21 protein-coding genes are annotated in these 22,379 nt (G+C 72.7%); 13 read left to right on the top strand and 8 right to left on the bottom strand.

The features are described from left to right. Positions 1 to 9: 9 nt before the first annotated feature. Entirely contained in the window at positions 10 to 411 is a 402-nt protein-coding gene (locus TAE01_RS06755) for a DUF3224 domain-containing protein (RefSeq protein ID WP_147064733.1), read from the bottom strand. A 128-nt stretch (positions 412 to 539) separates the two neighbouring features. On the opposite strand from TAE01_RS06755, the gene TAE01_RS06750 reads away from it, so the two are divergent. Then, positions 540 to 1,292: a DUF4118 domain-containing protein gene (locus tag TAE01_RS06750; RefSeq protein WP_147064731.1), complete on the top strand. Its 753-nt coding sequence runs from the start codon at positions 540 to 542 to the stop codon at positions 1,290 to 1,292. 255 nt (positions 1,293 to 1,547) lie between these two features. On the opposite strand, the gene TAE01_RS06745 is transcribed toward TAE01_RS06750, so the two are convergent. Then, complete coding sequence (locus TAE01_RS06745; RefSeq protein WP_147064729.1) at positions 1,548 to 2,345, bottom strand: deoxyribonuclease IV; 798 nt, start codon at positions 2,343 to 2,345, stop codon at positions 1,548 to 1,550. An 80-nt stretch (positions 2,346 to 2,425) separates the two neighbouring features. Between TAE01_RS06745 and TAE01_RS06740 the strand changes: the two genes are divergently transcribed. Beyond that, positions 2,426 to 3,976, top strand: a complete 1,551-nt coding sequence (locus TAE01_RS06740; RefSeq protein ID WP_147064727.1) for an MFS transporter — start codon at positions 2,426 to 2,428, stop codon at positions 3,974 to 3,976. A gap of 117 nt (positions 3,977 to 4,093) precedes the next feature. Further along, entirely contained in the window at positions 4,094 to 4,630 is a 537-nt protein-coding gene (locus TAE01_RS06735) for a DUF4395 domain-containing protein (RefSeq protein ID WP_147064725.1), read from the top strand. A gap of 32 nt (positions 4,631 to 4,662) precedes the next feature. Here the strand turns inward: TAE01_RS06735 and TAE01_RS06730 are convergent, their stop codons facing one another. Together TAE01_RS06730 and TAE01_RS06725 are read right to left on the bottom strand one after the other, a co-directional pair. Next, a complete protein-coding gene (locus TAE01_RS06730) occupies positions 4,663 to 5,649 on the bottom strand; it encodes an LLM class F420-dependent oxidoreductase (RefSeq protein ID WP_147064723.1) in 987 nt (328 codons plus the stop codon). A gap of 84 nt (positions 5,650 to 5,733) precedes the next feature. After that, positions 5,734 to 6,453, bottom strand: a complete 720-nt coding sequence (locus tag TAE01_RS06725) for an MBL fold metallo-hydrolase (RefSeq protein WP_147064720.1) — start codon at positions 6,451 to 6,453, stop codon at positions 5,734 to 5,736. A gap of 172 nt (positions 6,454 to 6,625) precedes the next feature. Here TAE01_RS06725 and TAE01_RS06720 point away from each other — a divergent pair, with 172 nt between their 5' ends. After that, positions 6,626 to 7,186, top strand: a complete 561-nt coding sequence (locus tag TAE01_RS06720; RefSeq protein WP_147064718.1) for a type 1 glutamine amidotransferase domain-containing protein — start codon at positions 6,626 to 6,628, stop codon at positions 7,184 to 7,186. A 109-nt stretch (positions 7,187 to 7,295) separates the two neighbouring features. On the opposite strand, the gene TAE01_RS06715 is transcribed toward TAE01_RS06720, so the two are convergent. Beyond that, positions 7,296 to 8,933 (bottom strand): LLM class flavin-dependent oxidoreductase, encoded by a 1,638-nt coding sequence (locus TAE01_RS06715; protein WP_147064716.1) that lies wholly within the window; start codon positions 8,931 to 8,933, stop codon positions 7,296 to 7,298. A gap of 28 nt (positions 8,934 to 8,961) precedes the next feature. Between TAE01_RS06715 and TAE01_RS06710 the strand changes: the two genes are divergently transcribed. From TAE01_RS06710 to TAE01_RS06700, 3 genes are all read left to right on the top strand, one after another. Further along, positions 8,962 to 10,287, top strand: coding sequence for a M20/M25/M40 family metallo-hydrolase (locus tag TAE01_RS06710; RefSeq protein ID WP_147064714.1), 1,326 nt, complete (start codon positions 8,962 to 8,964; stop codon positions 10,285 to 10,287). 33 nt (positions 10,288 to 10,320) lie between these two features. Further along, complete coding sequence (locus tag TAE01_RS06705) at positions 10,321 to 11,775, top strand: MFS transporter (protein WP_147064711.1); 1,455 nt, start codon at positions 10,321 to 10,323, stop codon at positions 11,773 to 11,775. Positions 11,776 to 11,900: 125 nt separating this feature from the next. Further along, positions 11,901 to 12,278, top strand: a complete 378-nt coding sequence (locus tag TAE01_RS06700; RefSeq protein ID WP_147064709.1) for a TfoX/Sxy family protein — start codon at positions 11,901 to 11,903, stop codon at positions 12,276 to 12,278. A gap of 83 nt (positions 12,279 to 12,361) precedes the next feature. Here TAE01_RS06700 and TAE01_RS06695 read toward each other — a convergent pair whose 3' ends face one another. Then, positions 12,362 to 13,759, bottom strand: coding sequence for a DUF2786 domain-containing protein (locus TAE01_RS06695; protein ID WP_147064707.1), 1,398 nt, complete (start codon positions 13,757 to 13,759; stop codon positions 12,362 to 12,364). Between the two features lie 525 nt (positions 13,760 to 14,284). Here TAE01_RS06695 and TAE01_RS06690 point away from each other — a divergent pair. The 4 genes from TAE01_RS06690 to TAE01_RS06675 all read left to right on the top strand — a co-directional run bounded on the left by TAE01_RS06690 (position 14,285) and on the right by TAE01_RS06675 (position 19,527). Next, positions 14,285 to 14,965 (top strand): SPFH domain-containing protein, encoded by a 681-nt coding sequence (locus tag TAE01_RS06690; protein WP_147064705.1) that lies wholly within the window; start codon positions 14,285 to 14,287, stop codon positions 14,963 to 14,965. A 228-nt stretch (positions 14,966 to 15,193) separates the two neighbouring features. Further along, a complete protein-coding gene (locus TAE01_RS06685; protein WP_147064704.1) occupies positions 15,194 to 17,512 on the top strand; it encodes a hypothetical protein in 2,319 nt (772 codons plus the stop codon). 30 nt (positions 17,513 to 17,542) lie between these two features. Then, positions 17,543 to 18,277 (top strand): alpha/beta hydrolase, encoded by a 735-nt coding sequence (locus TAE01_RS06680; RefSeq protein ID WP_147064702.1) that lies wholly within the window; start codon positions 17,543 to 17,545, stop codon positions 18,275 to 18,277. Then, positions 18,274 to 19,527, top strand: a complete 1,254-nt coding sequence (locus TAE01_RS06675) for an ATP-grasp domain-containing protein (protein ID WP_147064700.1) — start codon at positions 18,274 to 18,276, stop codon at positions 19,525 to 19,527. The genes TAE01_RS06680 and TAE01_RS06675 overlap by 4 nt, the downstream gene beginning before the upstream one ends. Here TAE01_RS06675 and TAE01_RS06670 read toward each other — a convergent pair. Then, positions 19,520 to 19,786 carry a hypothetical protein gene (locus TAE01_RS06670; RefSeq protein WP_147064698.1) on the bottom strand — a complete coding sequence of 89 codons (267 nt, stop codon included), beginning with the start codon at positions 19,784 to 19,786 and terminating at the stop codon, positions 19,520 to 19,522. The genes TAE01_RS06675 and TAE01_RS06670 overlap by 8 nt on opposite strands. A 275-nt stretch (positions 19,787 to 20,061) precedes the next feature. Between TAE01_RS06670 and TAE01_RS06665 the strand changes: the two genes are divergently transcribed. Continuing rightward, complete coding sequence (locus tag TAE01_RS06665; RefSeq protein WP_246111198.1) at positions 20,062 to 20,502, top strand: DUF5994 family protein; 441 nt, start codon at positions 20,062 to 20,064, stop codon at positions 20,500 to 20,502. Between the two features lie 47 nt (positions 20,503 to 20,549). On the opposite strand, the gene TAE01_RS06660 is transcribed toward TAE01_RS06665, so the two are convergent. Then, a complete protein-coding gene (locus TAE01_RS06660; RefSeq protein ID WP_147064694.1) occupies positions 20,550 to 21,197 on the bottom strand; it encodes a DUF1345 domain-containing protein in 648 nt (215 codons plus the stop codon). A gap of 150 nt (positions 21,198 to 21,347) precedes the next feature. Here TAE01_RS06660 and TAE01_RS06655 point away from each other — a divergent pair, with 150 nt between their 5' ends. Next, positions 21,348 to 22,376, top strand: coding sequence for a diacylglycerol/lipid kinase family protein (locus tag TAE01_RS06655; protein ID WP_147064693.1), 1,029 nt, complete (start codon positions 21,348 to 21,350; stop codon positions 22,374 to 22,376). The last annotated feature ends 3 nt before the right edge of the window (positions 22,377 to 22,379 follow it).

The following is a 22,379-nucleotide window of genomic DNA, read 5'->3' as shown; positions in this document are numbered from 1 at the left end:
GTCGCCGTGTCAGTCGAGGTTGTGGTCGAAGTCCATCCGGTGGGTGCCGTCGTCGTCGATGCGCAGGCGCACCGTGCCCTCGATGCCGGCCAGCTCGTCGGTGCCGCTGCCGGGCACGATGAGGCCGTACTCGTGGTCACGGTCCGTGCCGGTCGTCGAGGCGGCGTGCACGAAGTTGAAGGCCCCGCGGCGGCCGGCGACGGTCCCCTCGAAGGACTCCATCGCGACGTACGTGCCGACACCGCTGGCCTGGTCGAAGGCCGACGTGAACTGGGTGACGCTGCGCCCGGCGACGTCGCCGGCATACGTCTTGCGCAGGCGGAGGTGGCCCGTGGGCAGGGCGGTCGTCACGTCGGGGACGTAGTCGGTGACGTCGAAGTCCGACGTCGTGAAGGTCGAGGTGCTCAGCATGGGCCGAACCTAGCGGCGCGGATCCGGCCGGGGATAGAACGTTCCCGACGCATCAGGACGGCGTCAAGATCGCGTCAGGATGGCAGGAAGTGCTGACGCGAGCCCGTCGACGGGTGTTGCGTGGAGTCATGACCAACGACTGGCTCGCCACGCACCGCACGCTGACGCGCTGGGCTGCCCTGCTCCTCCCGGTCGTCGTGGGCGCCGTGCTGGGGCTGTTCCGCGGCTCGCTGGACCCGAGCACCGCCGCGATGGTTCTCGTGCTCCCCGTCGTCGCTGCGTCCGCCACCGGCGACCGGGTCGCGGGCGTCCTTGCGGCCCTCACCGCGGCCGGCAGCTTCGACTTCTTCCTCACCGAGCCGTACTACTCGCTATCGATCCACCGCCAGGCCGACCTCGAGCTCGCCGTGGCCCTCGTGGTCGTGGGGCTCGCGGTGACGGAGATCGCGCTGTGGGGGCGCCGCCAGCAGGCGGTGGCGCAACGTCGCGAGGGCTACATCTCCGGGCTCACCCACCTGCTCGACCTCCCGCCCGACACGACCGAGCAGGCCCGTTCGGTCGCCATCGGGTCGGCCATCACGACGGTCCTCGGGGCCGACCGCTGCACCTGGGACCCGGGGCACCCGCGCTGGAACGACGCCGTCGTCGACGCCGACGGGAAGGTCATGTCCGGTGGTCGCCGGCTGCCCGTCGAGCGGGTCGGACTCCCCACGGACGGCTACGCGGCCGTGGTCGTCCGCCGCGGTGACGAGGTCCTGGGCCACTTCCGGGTGACCGCGTCGACGCACGTCGTGCGCCCCACGGCGGAGCAGCTTCGCGTCGCGGTGCTGCTCGCCGACCGGATGGCCGTGGGTGGCCGCGCCGGGACGAGCCGGACCTGACGGCCCGAACGCCGCAGCCCGCCACCGAGGAGGGGATGGCGGGACGCGGCGTCCGGGAGTGGGAGCGCCGGACCGGCATCGTTGGCGACCCGAGCGCAACCCCTGAGTAACCTAGGGCGCCGCAGTGGCCCGATGGGTAAAGAGCCGGTCTGGAAATGCTGGTAGCCCACTGACAGTCCGCTGGGAGTCGGCCCGACGCCGAGCCCGGATCGCCGGGTCCCACGGGCCCGCGGTCGCACTGGCCTCACGAAGACGTCAGTCGACCTGCGACCGCAGCCAGGCGATGTCGGCCGACTGCCCCTCGAGCCCGCCCGGGGTCTCGCACACGACGGGAGCCCCGGCGGCCCGGATGACCCCCGCGAGGGCCTCGCCCGCGATGTGGCCCGAGCCGAAGTTCGTGTGCCGGTCGGCGCCGGAGTCGAACTCGTCGCGCGAGTCGTTGGCGTGGACGAGGTCGATACGGCCGGTGATGGCCCGCACCTCGTCGACGACGGTGCCGAGGTCGTTGCCGCCGGCGTGGGCGTGGCACGTGTCGAGGCAGAAGCCGACCTGGTCGCTCCCGGACGCCGAGCCGATGGCGTCCCAGAGGCGGGCGATGGCCTCGAGCCGCCGGGCCATGGCGTTGTCGCCACCGGCGGTGTTCTCGATGAGGAGCGGCACCGGCAGGTCGAGGCCGTCGATGCACTTGCGCCAGTTGTCGAAGCCCGTGGCCGCGTCCTCGTCGGCCCCGAGGTGCCCGCCGTGGACGATGACGCCCTTGGCGCCGATCTCGGCGGCGGCGGTCAGGTGCTGCTGGAGCAGCTTGCGTCCGGGGATGCGGATGCGGTTGTTGAGGCTCGCGACGTTGATCGGATACGGCGCGTGGACGTAGAGGTCGACCCCGGCGGCGGCGGCGTCGGCCTTGAGCGCGGCCGGCCCACCGGCATACCTCACCACAGGTCCCTTGTAGCTCTGCGGGTCGCCGAGGAAGAGCTGCGAGAGGGACGCCCCGCGTGCCTTCGCCTCGGCGATCGGGTCCTCCTGGTCGACGTGCGCACCGATGTGTAGAGCCATGCGGCCAGCGTATGCCGCGTGGCCGACACCGATTCCGCGTGACCGTGTCGAGACGGTCGGGTCCCGTTCGACGTGGGGGCATGACGACCTCGACCCAGACCCAGTCCATCCCCACCGGGTCCGACCGGCGCGGGACGGTCACCGACCCGTCCGCGCGGCGGCGGTGGACCGCCCTCGCCGTGCTCGCGCTGACGGCACTGCTCCTGTCGCTCGACGTCAGCGTGCTCTACCTCGCGCTGCCCGAGCTCTCGGCCGACCTCGGCGCGAGCACGACGCAGCAGCTGTGGATGCTCGACATCTACAGCTTCGTGCTGGCCGGCTTCCTCGTGACGATGGGGGCGGTCGGCGACCGCATCGGCCGCAAGCGGCTGCTCCTCGCCGGCGCGGTGGCCTTCGGTGTGGCCAGCGCAGCGGCGGCCTACGCCTCGAGTCCCGGGCAGCTGATCCTCTGGCGGGCCGTGCTCGGCATCGCCGGGGCCACGCTCATGCCGTCGACGATGGGCCTCATCCGCACGATCGTCACCGACGAGAAGCAGATGATGGCGGCGATCGGTGTCTGGTACTCGTGCTTCATGGGTGGCATGGCCGTCGGACCGCTCGTCGGCGGGCTGCTGCTCCAGCACTTCTGGTGGGGCTCGGCGTTCCTGCTCGGGGTGCCGTTCATGGTGCTGCTCGTCGTCGTCGGACACCGGGTCCTGCCGGAGTCCGAGCGCCGGGTGGGCACCCGGGTCGACGTCGCCAGCTCGGTGCTGTCGTTGGCGACGATCCTGCCGGTCATCCACGGGTCCAAGGAGATCGCGCGAGGAGACGGCTCCCCGGCGGCGCTCCTGACGATGGCCGTTGGCGTCGTCATGGGCCTCGTCTTCGTGCGTCGCCAGCGTCGCATCCCCGACCCCCTCGTCGACCTCACCCTCTTCCGCAGCCGCGGCTTCGTCGTGGCGCTCGCGGTGATGCTCGTCGGCGGCGTCGTGATGGCGGGGGTGTCGTTCCTCAGCTCGCAGTGGCTCCAGCTCGTCGCCGGGCTCGACCCGCTGGGCGCCGGGCTGTGGATGCTCCCGGCCAACGTGGCCCTGCTCGTCGGGTCGGCGTCGTCGGCGCGCATCGCCGCGCGACTCGGCACGGGCCGCACCATGGCGACGGGCCTGCTCGTCTGCGCGGCCGGGCTCGTGCTCTACACGCAGGTCGGCCCGGCACAGGGGCTCGGCCTGCTCGTGCTCGGGATGTGCCTGACGTCGTTCGGGATCATGCTGCCCTCGACGCTGACGATGGGTGTCATGATGCAGTCCGCGCCCCCGGAGCGCGCGGGCTCGGTCGCCTCGATGTCCGAGACGTCGGGGGAGCTGGGGATCGCCGTCGGCATCGCTGGCCTCGGCTCGCTGGCGACGTTCGTCTACCGCGACCAGCTCGCGCCGTATGCGGCCGCCCACCCGGGTGGTCCCGCCGCGGCCGCGCTCGACTCGCTCTCGGTCGCCGTCCGTGCGGCGACGTCACTGCCGGCTGCGGCGGGACACGACCTCGTGGCCGCCGCGCAGGGGGCGTTCTCGACGAGTCTCGCGGTCGTCGCGGGGGTCGGGGCCGCGCTCCTGGTGGGGTGTGCGGTCGTCGCCGGGCGGGTGCTCCGTGCCCGGTGACATGCCCGGTGACATGCCCGGTGACATGCCTGGTGACGTGCCCGGTGACGTGCCCGGTCCGCCTCGCCAGACGAGACGACTTGCATAACCTGCCCTTATGTCGTCAATAATGTGAGGATGAGTTCCTTGCGCTTCCCCGCCGTCGTCGACGATGTGACCGTTCGTCTCATCGCGGCCGTCGTCCTCGTCGTGGGCGTCATCGCGCTCGCCACGTCGCAGTGGTGGCTGTATGCCGTCCTCGCCGTCGACTTCTGCCTGCGGGCTGCGTTCGGACCCTCGGCCAGCCCGATCGCCCGGCTCGTGCAGCGGTGGATCCGACCCTCCGTCTCGACGCCGAAGCGGCCCACGGCCGGGGCGCCCAAGCGGTTCGCGGCGACCATCGGCGCCGTGATGACGGTCGCCGCGACCGCCCTCTGGGTGCTGAGCCTGCTCACCGGTTCGACGGGCGCCGTCGTCGGTGTCGTCGTGATCGGCGTCGTCATGGTGCTCTTCCCGGCGCTCGAGTCGATCTTCGGCGTCTGCGTCGGCTGCATCCTCTTCTCCGGTCTCATGCGCCTCGGCGTCATTCCCGAGGAGGTCTGCCTCGAGTGTGCCGACATCACCAAGCGCCGCGAACGGCTGCTCGCCGAGCGCGCCGAGCGTCAGGCGGCGTGACCGCCTGACGCTCCGGCGGTCGTCTCGCGGACTCAGCCGGCGGCGGCGCGCAGCTTCTCGAGCAGTGGGCCTGCCGCCTCGTCGAGGAAGCGCTCCTGGGCGTCGCCCCCGACCTGGACGAGGGCGATGTCGGTGAACCCGGCCTCCCAGTAGGCGCTGACGGACTCGACGATCCGGTCGAGGTCGGGTCCGCACGGGATCGACTCGGCGACGTCCTCGGGCCGGACGAACTGCGTCGCCCCGGCGAAGCCCGCCGGCGTCGGCAGGTCGGCGTTGACGGCCCAGCCGCCACCGAACCAGCGGAACTGGTCGTGGGCCCGGGCGATCGCGGTCTTCTCGTCGGGGTCCCAGCAGATGGGGATCTGCCCGATGGCTCGGGCGCCGGCGCCGATGCGCTCGGCCCCTTCGGTGCGGTTCCACGTGTCGACGAGCTCGGCCTCGGGCTGCACCGCGATCATGTGGTCGGCGAGCGGGGCGAGCCGCTCGATCGACATGTCCCCGCTCACCGCGACCGCCACCGGCGTGAGGATGTCGGGCAGGTCCCAGATGCGGGCGGAGTCGACGTCGAAGTACTGGCCGTGGTGCGTCACGAGCTCGCCCGAGTGCAGCTGGCGGATGATCTCGACCGCCTCGACGAGCATGTCCTGGCGTGTCACGACTCCGGGCCAGCCCTCGCCGACGACGTGCTCGTTGAGGCTCTCGCCGCTGCCGAGGCCGAGCGTGAAGCGGCCGTCGGCGAGCAGCTGCAGGGTCGCGGCCTTCTGGGCGATGACGGCGGGGTGGTAGCGCATCGTCGGGCACGTCACGTAGGTCATCAGCTCGACCCGCTCGGTGGCGTGGGCGACCGCGCCGAGCACCGACCACGCGTAGGGCGCGTGCCCCTGCTCGGTGAGCCAGGGTGAGAAGTGGTCGCTCGAGACCTCGAAGTCGAAGCCTGCGGCCTCGGCTCCCACGGCCCATCGCACGAGGTCCTTGGGGCCGCTCTGCTCGGTCATGAGGGTGTATCCGAAGTTCGTCACCCCGGCAACGTACCCAGTCCCGCCCGCTCGCGTGTACAGGGTCTGTCCACAGTTGTGGACAGGGCTGTGGACCGCGGTTCCGCCTCAGGCGGGGCGGTGCCGCGAGAGGAAGCCGCGGATGGCCTCCCGCGGACGGTCGCGCAGCTCGGTCCCGTGCGTGAAGGCCGCGACGTCGTAGTCGAGCTCGCCGAGCCGGTGGGCGGTCTGCTGCGTCATGCGGAAGTCCGTGCAGAAGGCCCTGACGGGCCAGCGCAGCCCCAGGACGTTGAAGATCGCGTCGCCGGTGATGAGCGTGCGCGACTCCTCGTGGAGCAGCGAGACGTGACCGGGGGAGTGCCCCGGCGTGTGCACGACCCGCAGGCCGCCCGCGACGGGCAGCACCTCCCCGTCGGTCATCTCGCGTTCGACGGTGACCGGCTCGAAGTCCCTCCCCGGTCGCGAGAAGCGGTCGAAGAGCCGGCCGAGGACGAAGCGGCGGTCGCGCGGGGGCGACGACCCCTCGGCGGCGTAGGCCGCGTCGTCGTGGTGGACCGTGAAGCCCCGTCCGGTCTCGCGGGCGACGTGAGCCGCTCCACCCGCGTGGTCCGGGTGGGCATGGGTCAGCAGCAGGCGCGTGACGTCCGAGGGCGCCGCGCCGATGGCGCCGAGCGCCGCCACGACCTTGGGGCCCGAGCCGGCCACGCCCATGTCGACGAGCGTCACCTGCCCGTCGTCGTCACGCAGGATGAAGCCGTTGACGAGGTCGCGCACCAGGGGGATGCGCCAGACGTTCGGAGCGAGCGGAACCACGAGGTCCTTGGCCATGGGCCGACCCTAACCGCGCAGGACTCGGCCTGCCCGTGCTGTCGAGGGTCCGGTGACAGGACCGGTCGGGGTGGGTAGGAGCCGAAGGTGGCGGTCGACGCCACGAGAGTCACCCAGAACGCCGAAGAACCACATCGAGCGCCCCTCACCGGGGCGACCAGAGGAGGGCCTCATGGCCAAGCGAGTCGCATTTCTCGTCGCGAGCGAGGGCATCGAGCAGGTCGAGCTGACCGAGCCGTGGAAGGCCGTGACCGACGCCGGCCACGAGGCCGTCGTCGTGAGCCCGGAGTCCGGTGAGGTCCAGATGTTCAACCACCTCGACAAGGGCGACACCAAGCCCGTCGACGTGACGGTCGCCGACGCCAAGGTCGAGGACTTCGACGCCCTCGTGCTGCCCGGCGGCGTCGCGAACCCCGACAACCTGCGCACCCACGAGGGCGCGGTCGCCCTCGTGCGTGACTTCGTCGCATCCGGTCGCCCGGTCGCGGCCATCTGTCACGCTCCGTGGACGCTCATCGAGGCCGATGTCGTCAAGGGCCGTCGCCTCACGTCGTGGCCGAGCCTGCAGACCGACCTCCGCAATGCGGGCGGCGAGTGGGTCGACGAGTCCCTCGTCGTCGATGGCAACCTCATCACGAGCCGCAACCCCGACGACCTGCCGGACTTCTGCGGCGCCGTCGTCGAGGCGCTCGAGCACGGCTCCGCCGCCGCCACCGCGGCCCCGTCGGCCTGACCGACGCCGCACCGGCCGCGCCGCGGCCCCATGGTCGACCGCCCCTCCCGGACCCCTGCCGGGAGGGGCGGTCCCGTGTCCGGGCGCGTCGTGTCCGGTCTCGGTGCGCTCAGCCGAACCCGTGGCGGGCGAGCGGGTGCAGCAGCTCGCGCTCCTCGTAGGCGAGGTGCGACAGCAGGGTGTCGGTGAGCAGGTCGAGGGCGCGCTGGATCTCGTCCAGGGCCTCCTGCCCGGACCGGCCGTACGCGTCGGTGCCGACGAGCCCGACGAGCGCGTCGTCGACCTGCTCGAGCACGTCCGCGATAACGTGGTGCTCCTGCTCCAGCCGGTCGATGACCGGAGCGAGGTCGGGCTGGGCCCCGCGCAGGTGGACGAAGATGCTCCGGTCCTCGAGCGTGTGGTGCCCGGTCACGAGACGGCAGTACGTCTCGCAGTAGGCGCCGAGGGTCCAGTTGTTCTGTCGCAGGGCCATCGTGTTGATGACCGACCGGGCCGCGCCCGTCGACAGGGAGCCGCGCCGCACCTGACCCACGACGTCGCGCAGCTGGGCGAGCTCACCACGGAGGTGGTCGTGCACGTCGACGAGGTGCTGGGGCACGGCCTGCTGCGCGGGGGTATATGCCGTCCCCTCGGGCTTCGTGGTCACCGGTCGCTCGTCCTCGCGCCAGGGGAGGGCGCGGCTGAGCCGGACCCCGTCGTCGGGGGTGGGTCGGACGATGAGCGGGGAGACGTCGGCGCGAGTCGTCGGCGTCGGGTCGGGCAGCGACTCCCCTGCGGACACGGGGGTGGACTCGGGGGTGGACTCGGGGGTGGACTCGGGGGTGGTGGGGTTCGCGGATGCGCCGGCGCGACGGGCGCGCTCGGCGTCGACGAGGTCACGCACGGCCGGGGCGACCTCGGCGGCATACCGCCTGACGACGTCGGGGTCGTCGGTGCCGAGGACGTAGGTGCTCATGCCCTCGGTGAGCGTCAGCTCGGCGAGCTGCTCGGCCCACGCGTCCGCCGTGCCGCGCAGGAAGCCGCTGCCCGTCCCGAACGAGCCGAAGACGTTGTACATCCGCCGGATCGTCCGGGGTCCCCGGCCCGCGCGCTCGGCAGCCTCGTCGATGACCGCGTTCATGGCCGCGAGCGCCTCCGGGTCGGCGTAGCCCATGCTGGGCAGCCACCCGTCGGCGAGCCGAGCGGTGACGCGCAGCATCCGGGGCCGGTAGGCACCGAGCCAGATGCCGACGTGGTGCACGGGGAACGGGCCGGCGTGCATCCCGGTGACGGAGTAGTGCTCACCCCCGAGCGTGACCGACCGGGCGCCGGGGTGCTGCGGGTCCTGGCCCCAGGTGGCGCGGATGACGTGGATGGCCTCGACGAGGGCGTCGACCGCCTCTGCGGGCGTGCGGCGCTCGCCGCCCGCGGCCACGATGGCGTCCCAGAAGGCGCCCGTGCCGAGGCCCAGCTCGGCGCGTCCGCCGCTGACGATGTCGAGGCTCGCGACCTGCTTCGCGAGACCGACTGGAGGTCGCAACGGCAGGTTGGCGACGTTGGCCGCCACGCGGATGGCGCTCGTCCGGGCCGCCACCGCGGTGAGCAGCGTCGAGGTGTCGAGGTGCTTCGCGTTGTAGGGGTGGTCCTGGACCGTGAACAGGTCGAGACCCACGACGTCGGCCAGCTGTGCCAGCTCGAGGGTCTCGTGCACGCGGGAAGCCTCCGGGCTCGCGAACACACCGAACTGCAGCTCGTGCCCATAGTCCATGCGGCCAGCGTGGCATACGCTCCCGGTCATGAACGGGGACGACGCTGCGGTCGAGGCGCTGCGGGCGCTCATCCGCATCCCGACCGTGTCGGACTGGGACCCGGCGAAGGAGGACCGCGCCGTCTTCGAGGCACTCCTCGCCGAGCTGCGCTCGCGGTTCCCGCGTCTCCACGCGACGTGCGAGGTCGAGCGGATCAGCGGGGACGCCCTGCTCGTGCGATGGCCCGGTCTCACCCGCGAGGCACCGGTCGTGCTCATGGCGCACCTCGACGTCGTCCCCGTCGACGACCCGTCGGTGTGGACGCACCCACCGTTCGCCGGTGAGCTGGTGGACGGGCACGTCTGGGGCCGTGGGGCGCTCGACTGCAAGGGCTCGCTCGTCGCGACCTGTCAGGCGGTCGAGGACCTCCTCGCCGACGGTGTGACCCCCGGCAGGGACGTCTGGCTCTCCTTCGGCTGCAACGAGGAGGTCTCGGGGCGTGCGGCCAAGGACGCCGTCGCGGTCCTGCGCGAGCGAGGCGTCGAGCCGTGGTTCGTCGTCGACGAGGGTGGCGCGATCGTGCAGGGAGCGCTGCCGGGCATCGAGGCCCCGATGGCCGTCATCGGCGTCTCCGAGAAGGGCACGGTCGACGTCGAGCTCGTCGCGCGAGGCGACGGCGGCCACGCGTCGGCTCCACGCCGCATGGGGGCGACGAGCCGGCTCGCGCGCGCCATCCTGCGGCTCGAGCGCAACCCCTTCCCCAGCCACCTGCCCGACGCCACGGTCGACATGCTCGAACGCGCCGGCGCCCACGCGCGCCTGCCGTATGCCGCGGTCTTCGGTCGGGCGCGGCGCCTGCGGCCCGTGCTCTCCCGGGTGCTCCCGCGGCTCGGGCACGAGACGGCCGCGCTGACGAGGACGACCGTCGCCGTCACCCAGCTGTCGGGGTCCTCGGGGGCGAACGTCATCGCCGCGACGGCGCGCGCCCACGTCAACATGAGGGTCATGGTCGGCGAGACCGTCGCCGGTGCCCTCGCGCGAGTTCGCAGCACCATCAAGGACCCTCACGTCGAGGTGACCCTCGTCAGCGGCGACGAGCCGAGCCCGGTGTCACCGACGGACGACCCGGCATACGCCCTCCTCGAGTCGACGCTCGAGGACGTCTTCCCGGGGACGGTCGCGGTGCCCTACGTCATGCTCGCGGCCACGGACTCGCGGCACTTCCACCGGGTGTGGCCGCGCGTCTACCGCTTCACGCCCTTCCGCATGACCGATGCCCAGCGCGCCTCCATCCACGGCGTCGACGAGCGCATCGGCGTCGACGACCTCCACGAAGGCGTGCGGTGGTACCGCCGCCTCATCGAACAGCTCTGACGTCGAGCACCCCACCGCGAGAACAGGATCCGCATGTCAGACAGCACGGCCGTCTCCGACGCTGCCCGGGCCGTGGCCCACAGCCCGATCACCAGGGTCGTCGGCTTCCTCATCTGCGTCGAGCTGGCGAGCGGAGTGCTGCAGGGCTACTACACCCCGGTCTTCACCGACATCGCCCGGCACCTGTCGGTCAAGGACGCCGACGTCAACTGGTTCGAGGCCGCCCAGCTCATCGTGTCGGCGCTCGTCGTCCCGCTCCTCGCACGGCTCGGGGACCTCATCGGGCACCGCAAGGTGCTCCTGCTCTCCACGGTCGTCACGGCCCTCGCGTCGTGGGGCGTGGCCTTCGCGCCGACCTTCGGGCTCTTCCTCGTGGCCTGGGCGATCCAGGGCTTCTACGTCGTGTGGCTACCGATGGAGGTCGCGATCATCCACCGCCGCACCGGCGGCTCGGAGCGGCGCGTGCGCGGCGCGGCCGGTCTCCTCGTCGCCGGACTCGAGCTCGGGGTGATCGCCGGCGCGCTGACGAGTGGGGCGCTGGCCGAGTCGCTCGGCCTGACCGCCCTGCTGGCGCTGCCCGCCGTCGTCGTGACCCTGGCCCTCGTCGCGATCTGGTTCGGCGTCGAGGAGTCGCCGGTGCTCGCCGGCGGCTCGGTCGACTGGCGCGGCTTCTGGCTCGTCACCCTCGCCCTCGGTCTCGTCATGGGTGGCCTCGTCCTGGTGCGCGTCGTCGGTCCGGGCAGTCCGTGGCCGTGGGTGCTCCTCGTCGCCGGTGGCGCGGTGCTGCTGCCCTTCGCCCGGGTCGAGCTCGCCCACCCGGAGCCGCTCGTCGACCTCCGGATCCTCGGGGCCCGTGGGCAGTGGCCCGTGCAGGCGACCGCCTTCCTCTTCGGCGTCTCCGTGCTGGGCGCCCAGATCCCGCTGTCGACGTTCGCGCGCACCGACCCGGCCGTCACCGGCTACGGGCTCGGGGCCTCCGCGGGCCGGGTGTCGATCATCATCGGCGGCTACGTGCTGTCGCTCGCGGTCGGCGCCCTGCTGCTGCACCTGCTCGCACACCGCACCGGCACCCGGGTGGCGATGGTCGTCGCGGCCCTGCTCGTCGCGGTCGGCTACCTGCTCTTCCTGCCGTTCCACGCCAGCCTCGCCCAGACGATGACCAACATGGTCGTCGCGGGCCTGGGCTCCGGCGCTCTCGTCGCCGGCCTCCCGACCGCGGCTGCGGCCCAGGCGCCGCCGACCCACACCGGCCTGACGACGGGAATGACCAACACGACCAAGACGATCGGCGGGGCCTTCGCATCGAGCGTCTTCGCGATCGCGCTCGCCTCGACCGGTTCGGTCGACACGGAGGCGACGGGCCACGCGTCGCTGTCGGGCTACCTGGCGGTGTGGGCGATCTGCGGCGTGACGGCCCTCGTCGCCGCGGTCTTCCTCGCCGTCGTGCGGCCTGTCGGGTCCCGGCCCGCCGTCGGGGTGCCCGGCTGAGCACGGCGTCAGCGCTGCTGCGGGAGCTGTCCGGCCTCGAGCTGCACCGACCCAGCGCCCGGGGGTGCCGCCCGGGGTGCCGGTCCGGGCTGGTCCGTGAGGCCCGTCGGTGGTGTCATGGACGGGTGGACCTGCCGAAGCACAGCGACGAGGCCAAGGAGCGCTTCCGCTCCCTCGTGACGCCCGCACCGGGGGTAGAGGTCAGGCCGATGTTCGGGAGCGTCGGGGCCTTCGTCAACGGCACGATGTTCGCCGGTCTCTTCGGCGCCGACGTCGGCGTCAAGCTCGACGAGGCGGGGCTCGAGGAGCTGCGGGCGCTACCCGGCAGCGGACCGTTCGGTCCCGAGGGGCGACCCATGGGTGGCTGGCTGTCGCTGCCGGCCGAGCTCGACGACACGGCTCGGTCGGCGTGGGTCGACCGCGCCCGCGACCACGTGGCCACGCTTCCGCCCAAGGTCCGCAAGCCGAAGCGCCAGGCGCCCCGACGCCCCGAACGAGCCTGAGGACGCTCGGGATCCGGTGCCGTGCGGGACGCGTGAGCGCGCACGGGCGCGCACGGGCGCGCACGAGCACGCCGAGGGTGGTGTCAGGCCCGGAGCCGGGGTGCGGCGCCGAGCTGGGCCCGGTCCGCGGCGGATCGCCCCGAGTGCCAGCCCTCGGCGTCACGCGCCGCGCTGACCCTGGCCTGGCGCACCTCCGGGAACCAGGCACCCAGCGCCTCGTCGACCCGCTCGGCCCGGGCCGCCAGGAGCGGCACGAGCTCTCGGCCCTGCGAGTGCGAGGCCATGGCGGACTCCTCCTCCTGGGCCGTGGCCTCGTGGAGCCGCTCGCCGATGCGGTCGGCGAAGGCTGAGAGGAACGACTGCCGGAAGGAGCGCGTGCGGCTCCCGCCGTGGACGGCGCTGCGCGAGCCCGCGGCGGCGAGCGTGCGCGTCGCCTGGACGAGGAGCGAGGTGAAGAGCAGCTCGACGGCGTCGAGGTCGGCCTCGAAGCCGACGACGGTGCCGAACCCCAGCTCGCGCGACCACACCATCCGGCACCGGTTGGCCGAGGCCACGGCCTGGAGCAGGACGGCCTTCGGACCCTCGTAGGGGTTGTCGATCCCGATGCGCCTGCCCTGGGGGCCGTCCCGATCGGGTCGTTCGGCCTGCCGCGTCAGCAGGGCGGCGTCGATGCTGTGGCGGGCCATGAGCGACTGGGCGCCGGCGGTGAAGGTGGCCGCCTCGGCCTCGAACGTCGTCGACTCGGCCTTGGCCAGCAGCATGCGGACCCGGCTCAGGATGCGCTCGTCGGCCGCCGGTGCCTCGGCGTCGCCCGGACCGCCCGGACCGCCCGGACCGCCCGGACCGCCCGGATCGGGGCGAGCTTCTCCCGGCACCGAGGTCAGGTGCTCGAGCGCGGGCAGGCGCACGAGCAGGTGCAGCACGGTGACGACCTGTGACACGAGGGTGAACCAGTCGGTGCCGCCGGATCTCCGGGCCTCGATCCAGGTGCTGGATCGGGGAACCGGCAGCCCGTCGCCCAGCTCTCGCAGCTGCGCCAGCCACCGACGGTCGACCGTGGCGGGTGCGTACTGCCGCAGCTCGTGGGCCATGGCGTCGACCACGACCTCCTGCTCCGCCGCCGCGAGACGGCGTCCCACGAGGCGGTGGAGGTCGGCGGGCTGCCGGCCGAGCTGCCAGGCCCGGGTGGTCGCCGTCGTCACCGAGTCGAGCAGCCCCAGTACGACGGTGCGCCGGGTGTCCGGTCCGGCGCAGAGGGCGGCCACCGAGGCCGCCACGTCGTCGAGCGTGTGCTCGTCAGCCCGGTCGAGGGCGTCGTAGGCCCGGGCCAGCAGCTCGTGCAGCGCCTGGCGGACTGCATCGGCCGGTGCGGGTGTCGGCGCGCCGGCAGCCGGCGAGGGGGTGCGGAAGGCGGAACCTTCCCGTGGGTCGCGCCGGCTGCTCGGCGCCCCCTGCCGTCGACCGCGACGTGCCTTGCCCATGAGTCCTCCTCGGTCCGGGTCCCCATGGTGTCATCGCCGGGACGTGCACCGAGACACCGTCTCCGAGGCCTGTGGAGGGTGGTCGGCGGCCGGCAGGGGTGTGGACGAGGGTGTCGCCACGACTCGTCCACACGCCCGAGAGCCCCTGCTGCGCGTCGTGCGCGAAAACCATTGGCGCGCAGCCGCCCCGAGGCGCGACCCTTGAGGCGTACGGGGTGCTCGAGCAGCCGCGGTGGCGTGCCACCCGCGGTCCTGCGTGTCGGACCCACCCCGGGATGCGGCGCTCTCGAAGCGCCGACTGCAGGTAACGGTGCACTGCACCAGAGGTTCAAGTCCTCAGGGTGTCGCCGCCCGTCACCCCTCGTGGGTCGCCCTGCAGGCAGCCTCGTGGCCGTGCCCTCGCCCGGCCACGAGCAGGTCCTCCGCGGCCCGCGCCGCGGTCGGCGGCACCCGCACGGCCACGAATCCCACAGCATGGCCCGCACCACTACAGTCCACCGAACGGCACCGAAGGAGGTCGCCCGAATGTCCCTGACACGTTTCACGATCGAGCCGCGCCACTGCGCGCTGCGCTACCGACACGGCATCCTCGACCAGGTGCTGCCGGCCGGGCGGCACCGGCGCCTGCGCGGCCAGCGGCTCCTGGTCCTCGACCTGAGAGAGCGGCTGACCCAGCTGGCGCCCCAGGAGGTCCTGACGTCCGACAGTGTGTCGGTCCGGGTGTCAGCGGTCGTTCGTTGGGCCGTCGGGGACCCCGTCGCGTTCGCCGAGGTCTCCGAGGACCCGACGTCGACCGTGTACCTCGCAGCACAGGTGGCCCTGCGCGACGCGCTCGCGACGTCGACCGCGGACGACCTCGTGCGTCGCGCCGCCTCGCTGCCGACCGCACGGATCACGGCGGCGACGGTCGAGGTCGCCCGTCGCGTCGGTGCGGACGTGGCGGAGGTCGTCGTCAAGGACGTCATCGTGCCGCCGGAGCTGCGTGCCGCGGCCGCCGAGCTCGCGACGGCCCGTCGTCGTGGCGAGGCCCAGCTCGAGTCGGCCCGCGCGGAGACGGCGGCCCTGCGCTCCCTGGCCAACGGCGCCAAGCTGCTCGACGCCCACCCCGCCCTCGCCCGGCTGCGCCTGGTGCAGGCGGCCCCGCCCGGGACGCGCATCGTCATCGGCCTCCCCGACACGGCCGCCACCGGCGACGACGAGCCCTGAGGGCCTGAGCCCCTGAGCCCCTGAGTCCTGCTTCGAGGTGCTGGCGACGCCGTCGTCGGTGTCGCCAGCACCTCGAACGGGCCCGTACGCCGGATACCATCTGCAGAACCCATCGTCCTTACAGAGACCTGCCAGGGCGGCAGGGGAGAATCTCTGCAGGAAGGGGTCGGAAGCGCATCGTCCAGGTGCCCCGGCCGATCGCCGGGTTGAGGATCAGGGGGGACGGCCGTGACCGCTGTGTCGGTGCCCGGCGTCGACCCCGCGAGCCGGCTCCGGATCGTGGGCCCGCGTCTCGTGCCGTGGTTGCTGGCCCTCGTGGCCGTCACCGTGGCGATGGCGCAGACGGGCGTCCCGGCCCTCGACCTGCTGCGCTACGGCGCCTACCTCGTCCTCGGGCTGGCCCTGCCCGGCACGCTCGTGCTGCGCAGCCTCGTGCGGCAGCGCCGCTCGCTCGTCGAGGACGCCGCCCTCGGTACCGTCGTCGGCTGCGTGCTCGAGCTCGTCTCGCTCGTCGCGGCGACGCTCCTCGGGGTGCAGCACTGGCTCCGCGTGTGGCCGGCCGCCGTCATCGTCGTCTTCGCCGCGGTGCCGCGCCTGCGCCGGCACTGGCGCCGGCTGCCGGGGGAGACGACGTCGGCGCTCCCGCGGCTCTGGCACTGGGGTGTCGCCACGGCATCCGCCGTCAGTGCGGTCGGCGTCGTCCGGCTGCTCGGGGGCTACCGGCTTCCGCCGTCGGACGGCTCGTACTACCAGGACCTTCTCTGGCACCTCGGGATCGTGCGCTCGATCGAGCGCTCGATCCCGCCCGAGATCCCGCAGGTCAGCGGCGAGCTGCTGCGCTACCACTGGTTCTCGCACGCCCAGATGGCGGCGGGCCACCTCGTCTCGGGTGCGCCGGACGCGACCATCATCATGCGCCTGTGGCCGGCTGCCTTCACCGTGCTGGCGATCCTGGCCGCGGCGACCCTCGCCCGCGAGCTCTCGGGCGTCTGGTGGACCGGTCCGGTCGCCGCCTGGATCATCGCCGTCGCCGGTGTCGCCCAGATCCTGCCCGTCACGGCCTACGTCAACGCCCTGAGCCTGCTCAGCTTCTCGCAGACGTACGTCGTCGCCATCGCCCTCGCCGCCGCCACCCTGACGGCACGGGCCCTGCGCGGCGAGCGCCTGGGCGCAGGGTGGGTCGCGGTCGCCGGCATGCTCGTGCTCGCGAGCGGTTCCAAGCCGACCGCGGTGCCCATGCTCGTCGCGGGGGCCGCGGCCGTCATCGTCATCGGCCTGCTCCTCGACCGCTCCTGGATCCGTCCGGCGCTGGTCCTCCTCGGCATCGGCGCGGTCATCCTCCCGGTGTCGTCCCGGCTCGTGTCAGGCAGCGACTCGGGCTCCAGGATCAGCCTCTTCGACTTCATGGAGTGGGTCCCGCTCTACCACCAGCTCACCGGAGCATCGTTCAGACCGGCCACCGGCCCGATCCTCCCCGAGGGCGTCAGCGACCTCTCGACGCGGTCGGTCGAGGTGCTCGCGCTCGTGCTCGTCACCCAGTTCGTCCCGTTGGCCGCGGTGCTCGCCTCCGCCGTCGCCTTCCGTCACCGCAGCGTGCGCTCGGACCCCGCGGCGTGGTTCATGCTCGGCATCATCGGCTCGGGGCTGACGGTCTACCTCGTGCTCTCGCACCCGGCTCTCAGCCAGCTCTACTTCCTCTCCCTCGCCGTGGCGTTCTTCGGTCCGGTCCTCGCCTGGGGGATGGCCGCAACCGTCGAACGGGTCCCCGGCCGACCGGCCGTGCGCGCGGCGGTCGTCGTGGCCGGGGTGGCGATCGGCTGGTCGACCGCCGTTCTGGCCCTGCACGCAGCTCCCGTCGTGCCCGCCGGGCAGGAGCACAGCCTGGAGGCGTGGACCCGGTCGATCCTCGTCCCCATCGGCGTCGTCGTCGCCGTCGTGCTCGTCCTCGGCCTCGTCGTCCTCGTGCTGCGCCGGACCGGCCGGCTGCCCGCTCACGTCGGCGTCGCCCTGCTCGTGACCGCGGCGGTCCTCGGCGCGCCGATGGCAGCCTCGGGACCGGTCGTCCTCGACAGGCTCCAGACGTTCGTCCGCCAGGATCCCCTGCTGCCGGGCGGTGGACTGCCACTGCCCCGGGGCGGCGGTGCGGCGCTCGACTGGCTCCAGACGAACACGCCGGAGGATGCCGTCGTGGCGACGAACCGGCACTGCGCCACCGGGGTCCAGCGTGCCGGTTGCGCGTCGCTCGCCTTCTACGTCAGCGGCCTCGGCGGGCGGCAGGTGGTCCTCGAGGGGTGGGGCTACACGAGCCTCACCGGTGGGCTGCAGGTCGCCACCCGCTGGCCGGAGCGGCTCGCCGACAACGACGCCCTCTTCACCGACCCGACCGCCGCCGGGTTCGCCAGGCTCCGGGACGAGTTCGGGCTCGGCTGGCTCGTCGCGGACACCTCCGCCGGACCCGTGTCCCCGCGGATCACGAAGTTCGCCACCCCCAGGTTCCACGCCGGGACCGTCACGGTCTACGAGATCGACTCCCGGGCCGGTCGGTAGCCCGTCGCGCGCAGCCCCTAGGGTCGGCACGTGGCGCGAACGAGGCTGACCGTGACGAGCACGCCGGTCGGCGACGTCGAGCTCGCCGTCGTGACCCCCGTCGGGACCCGCAGGGCCGACCCGCTCCCGCTGCTCGTCGCGCACGACGGACCCGAGTACTCCCGCCGGGCGCACCTGCTCTCCCGCCTGCGGGACGCGACCGCCGCGGGCCGGGTCCCGCCGACCCGTGTCGTGCTCCTCGAGCCCGGACCGCGCCACGAGAGGTATGCCGCCAACCCCCTCTGGGCGCAGGCGCTCGTCGAGCACGTGCTGCCGACGGTGCACACGGCATACGCCCTCGACGGGAGGCCGACCGTCATGGGAGCGAGCCTGGGAGCGCTCGCGTCGCTCCAGGCCGAGTGGCGCCACCCGGGGACGTTCGGCGCCCTCTTCCTCCAGTCGGGCTCCTTCTTCCGCAAGCGCGTCGACGACGAGGAGGACTTCGAGTTCTGGCACCGCGTCACCGCGTTCGTCACCGCGGTCAGGCGCGTCCGCCACCGCCGGACCGACGCCCGGTTCGTCCTCACCTGCGGCACCGACGAGGGCAACCTGACCAACAACCGCCAGATGGCGCAGACCCTCGCCGCGAGCGGCCACGACGTCGCGTTCCACGAGACGCCGGGCCGGCACGACTGGCGATCGTGGGAGGCGGCCTTCGACCCGTACCTGTTGACACTGCTGCAAGGATCGGGGTCACCCGGACCGTCGAGCAGGAGAGGCACATGACGCAGACGCGCAACCACCTGATCGGGCTGCTGCTGGGGGCCGAGGAGGACTGGCCCACGGCCTTCGAGTCGCTGCTCGCTCTCGTCGGTCCCATCACGACGGACGACGGCGTGACGCACGAGCTCACGAGCGAGCGCCTCACCATCGAACCGTTCGACCTGCGTCAGCCGGTGCGCACCGAGCTCGTCATCGACCGCCTCGCCTACTGGTACTACCACCCGCGCGAGTGGCTCAAGAAGGCCGCGCTCATGAACGACACCTACCTGCTCAACAGCCCGTTCACCTTCCAGTCGATGGAGAAGCACAGCGCCTACGTCGCCCTGATGCGCCTGGGTCTCAAGGTGCCCGAGACGTGGCTCGTGCCCTACAAGAATCCCGTCGACAACGTGCGCTGGGCCTACACCTCGGCGAAGTACAACCGGCCGTTCGACCTCAAGGCGATCGCCAACCGGCTCGGCTACCCCATGTACATGAAGCCCTTCGACGGCGGCGGCTGGCGCGGCGTCTCCCGGATCGACGACGAGCGCGACCTCGTCAAGGCCTACGACGAGTCGGGCGAGATGCTCATGCACCTGCAGTCGACCGTCGAGTACGACCACTTCGCGCGCGCCCTGTCGATCGGGCCCGAGACGATGGTCATGGACTTCCGCCCCGAGCAGCCGATGCACAACCGGTATGCCGTGAGCTACGACTTCCTGCAGCCGTCCGCCGGCAAGCAGGCCGCCGCGATCAGCCGGATCGTCAACGCGATGTTCGGCTGGGAGTTCAACTCCTGCGAGATGCTCGTCAAGGGCGACGACGTCTATCCCATCGACTACGCCAACGCCTGTCCCGACGTCGCGGTGACGTCACTGCACTACTACTTCCCCTGGGCCATCAAGGCGCTCGTGCGCTGGTCGGCGTTCTGCCTCGTCACCGGCCGCAAGGGTCCGATGGACCTCGAGATGCGCCGCTACTTCGATGTCGCCGACCGTGCGGACCTCACCGACGAGCAGAAGCTCGACGCCTACCTCGCCATCGCCGACGAGTACTTCGACACCGCGGCCTACTGGGCGTGGTGCGACCGGCACCTGCCGCACCTCGACGCGGCGGTGCTCGAGTGGGTGCAGTCCGACGCCTTCGACAGCCTGCTGCGCTCGACGGTCGTCACGACCTACCCGGCGCACGAGCGCGATCGGTTCATGGCGCACTTCGGCGGCCTCATCGGCCTGTGGGTCAAGGACGAGACGGCCCGGCTGGCCGCTACCTGACCCGGAGCGCCCCGCGGATCCGGCGCTGGAGCCGGAGCTCGTCGCGGAGTGCGGGAGGCACGGGCAGCCTGCGTCGGAGGAGCTCGGCGGCGAGGCCCTCGAGCGCGTCGAGCAGCACCCCGCGGGCGGTCACGAGCATCGCCGGGTCGACGCGCCCGGACCGCAGGACGTCGACCTCGCTCCTGGCCGCTCGCACCCTCGCCATGAGCTCGGCGAGCTGGGGACCTCGTGACGACTCGACCGGCGGACTGCCTGGCATCTCGGACTCCGATCTGCCGGCGCCCGTTGCGTCAACCTCAGGCCGCCACCCTACGCCCGGCCGCCGTGGCCCTGGTGCCCCTGCCGTGGCCAGGACACGGCAGGTCGCCCGGGGCGTACGCTGAGCGGGAGACGTGGTGACCCGACCAGGGTCACCGTCGTCGGCAGTCAGCAGCAGGCCCGATCCTTGCGCGGTGTCGGCCTCGATGGCGGGAAGTGACGAGCGAGCCGCGGTCCACTCCACGCCACCGCTCCAGAGGAGCCGCTGTGAACGCCATGCCCCCGCCCTCGTCGACCCCGACCCCGTCGACCCCGCCCGCTCAGCCTCCGTCCGCCACCGGCGACCCGGATGCCGCGACCGCGGCGCCGAGCCGCCTCGTGCTCTCCTCCCGACCGGGCGTCGACGCCTCCGACGGTGTCTGGTGGCCGCGCACGGCCGACCTCGCCACCGAGGTGCCGCTGCTCGACGTCGCGGTCCAGGAGCGCGTGAACGCACGGATCGCCCGCATCGGCTACGAGCGCGCCCACTGGTCCGACGCCCCGGGCCGGATCCGCACCTCACTCGGCATCACCCATCTGGGCTGGTTCGAGCACAGCCGCTACCCCGACCACGTCCTGCTGTCGCTGAGCGACTACCAGCGGCTCGTGCTCACGGTGCTGCTCCCGGACTCCGACGAGGTCGCCGCGAACGCCGCCCTCGAGTCGGCCTCCGACTAGCCGGCGGGGTCTTCGGGGCCGGGCCGGCGGTGCCCGGCCCGGCGGCCTCAGCCGCCCTTGGAGCCGAGTCCGGCGATGAGGTTGATGGTCGCCGCGATGATGGTGGTGCCGTAGAGGTAGGCCAGCAGGCAGTGCCCGAGAATGACCCGACGCACCGAGGTGGAGCGCACGGCGGTGTCGGACACCTGGTAGGCCATGCCGAGGTTGAAGGAGAAGTAGGCGAAGTCGCTGAAGGCGGGGTCCTGCTTCATGTTGAAGTCGATCGGGGGTTGGCCGTCGCTCAGCTCGGCGTAGTAGAGCCGGGCGTACCGCAGGACGTAGACGGTGTGGACGCACAGCCAGCCGACGCCGACGGCCAGGGCTCCGAAGAGCGCCTCCACGACCTGGGCGCTTCCCTTGGACTGGCTGCCGATGAGCAGGATGCCCACCCCGGTCAGTCCGGCCAGGCCCACGAGGATCACGACGACGTCGTACCAGGCGGCGTCGCCGTCGCGGCCTCGGACACGCTCGCGCGTCGACGGGGCATCGTGCCGCATGACGTGGACCAGCAACGGCACCGCGAAAGCCAGGCCGGCCGTGATGAAGCCGGCGAGGCAGTGGAGCAGCAGCGTGTGGGCGGGAGCGATGGGCTCGAAGACGCCCACGACGACACCGACGACCAGGGCAACGGCGAGACGCCGGCGAATGGTGGACACGTCCGGAGGCTACCTCTGCAGGCGGCGCGATGGCTGGACACCGGCTGGGGGTGCGCTGGTGGTCGGCTGGGTGCGGTCGGCGGGTATGTCCTTGGCTGGTCGAGCTCGAGAGCGGCCTCCCCTCATGCCCTGAGCCCTAGGATCCCCACCATGCCCGACACCCCCAGCGCTCGCCGCAGCGTCACCGTCGTCTACAACCCGGTCAAGGTGGACGATCTCGACGCCGCCAAGGACCTCGTGGCCAAGGCTGCCGCGGAGCACGGCTGGGAGGACCCGGCCTGGGTCGCCACGACCGAGGACGAGACCGGCGAGAAGCAGGGCCGCGAGGCGGTGCGCGCCGGCGCCGACGTCGTCGCCTCGCTCGGTGGCGACGGGACGGTCCGGGCCGTGGCCTCGGCCCTCGTCGGCACCGACGTCGCCCTGGGCCTGCTCCCGGGCGGCACGGGAAACCTCCTCGCCCGCAACCTCGGCCTGCCCATCGACTCGCTCGACGATGCCGTCGCGGCGATGTTCGGTGGCGCCGACCGCCGCATCGACGTGGGCCTGGTCCGGGTGGCGGACCAGCCGATCCAGCCGCGCGAGAGCCATGGCACGCACGACGGCGGCTCGCAGGTCGACGACGACGAGGAGGTCTTCCTCGTCATGGCCGGCCTCGGCCTCGACGGCCAGGTCATGGCCGGCACCAACGAGAAGGTCAAGGCCGTCATCGGCTGGGTCGCCTACGTCTTCAGCGGGCTGCGCCAGGTGTTCAGCCGGGGCTTCCGCGTCGACGTGAGCTCCACGGGCAGCTCCGGGGTCACCGGTCAGCACGGCGACCACGAGCGCGAGCACGACGAGGCGAGCGGCGCCGTCAGCCGCCACGCCCGTACCGTCGTCATCGGCAACTGCGGCACGCTCCAGGGCGGTCTCGAGCTCATGCCGGAGGCGAAGCTCGACGACGGGGTCCTCGATGCCGTCGTCGTCGCGCCGAAGGGTGCGATCGGGTGGATCTCGGTCATCTCCGACCTCGTGACCCGCCACCGCGCCGGCCACCGCCGCCTCGACCGCCTGCGGGGCCGGGAGTTCACCGTCACGGCCGGCCGCCCGGTCGAGGCCGAGATCGACGGCGACCCGATCGGGGAGCACGTCTCCCTCGGCATCCGGGTGCTCCCCGACTCGCTGGTGGTCCGCGTTGCGTGACCG

The organism is Terrabacter aerolatus (assembly GCF_007991735.1).
GTDB lineage: Bacteria > Actinomycetota > Actinomycetes > Actinomycetales > Dermatophilaceae > Terrabacter > Terrabacter aerolatus.
This window is presented reverse-complemented; position numbering and strand designations above follow the sequence as displayed.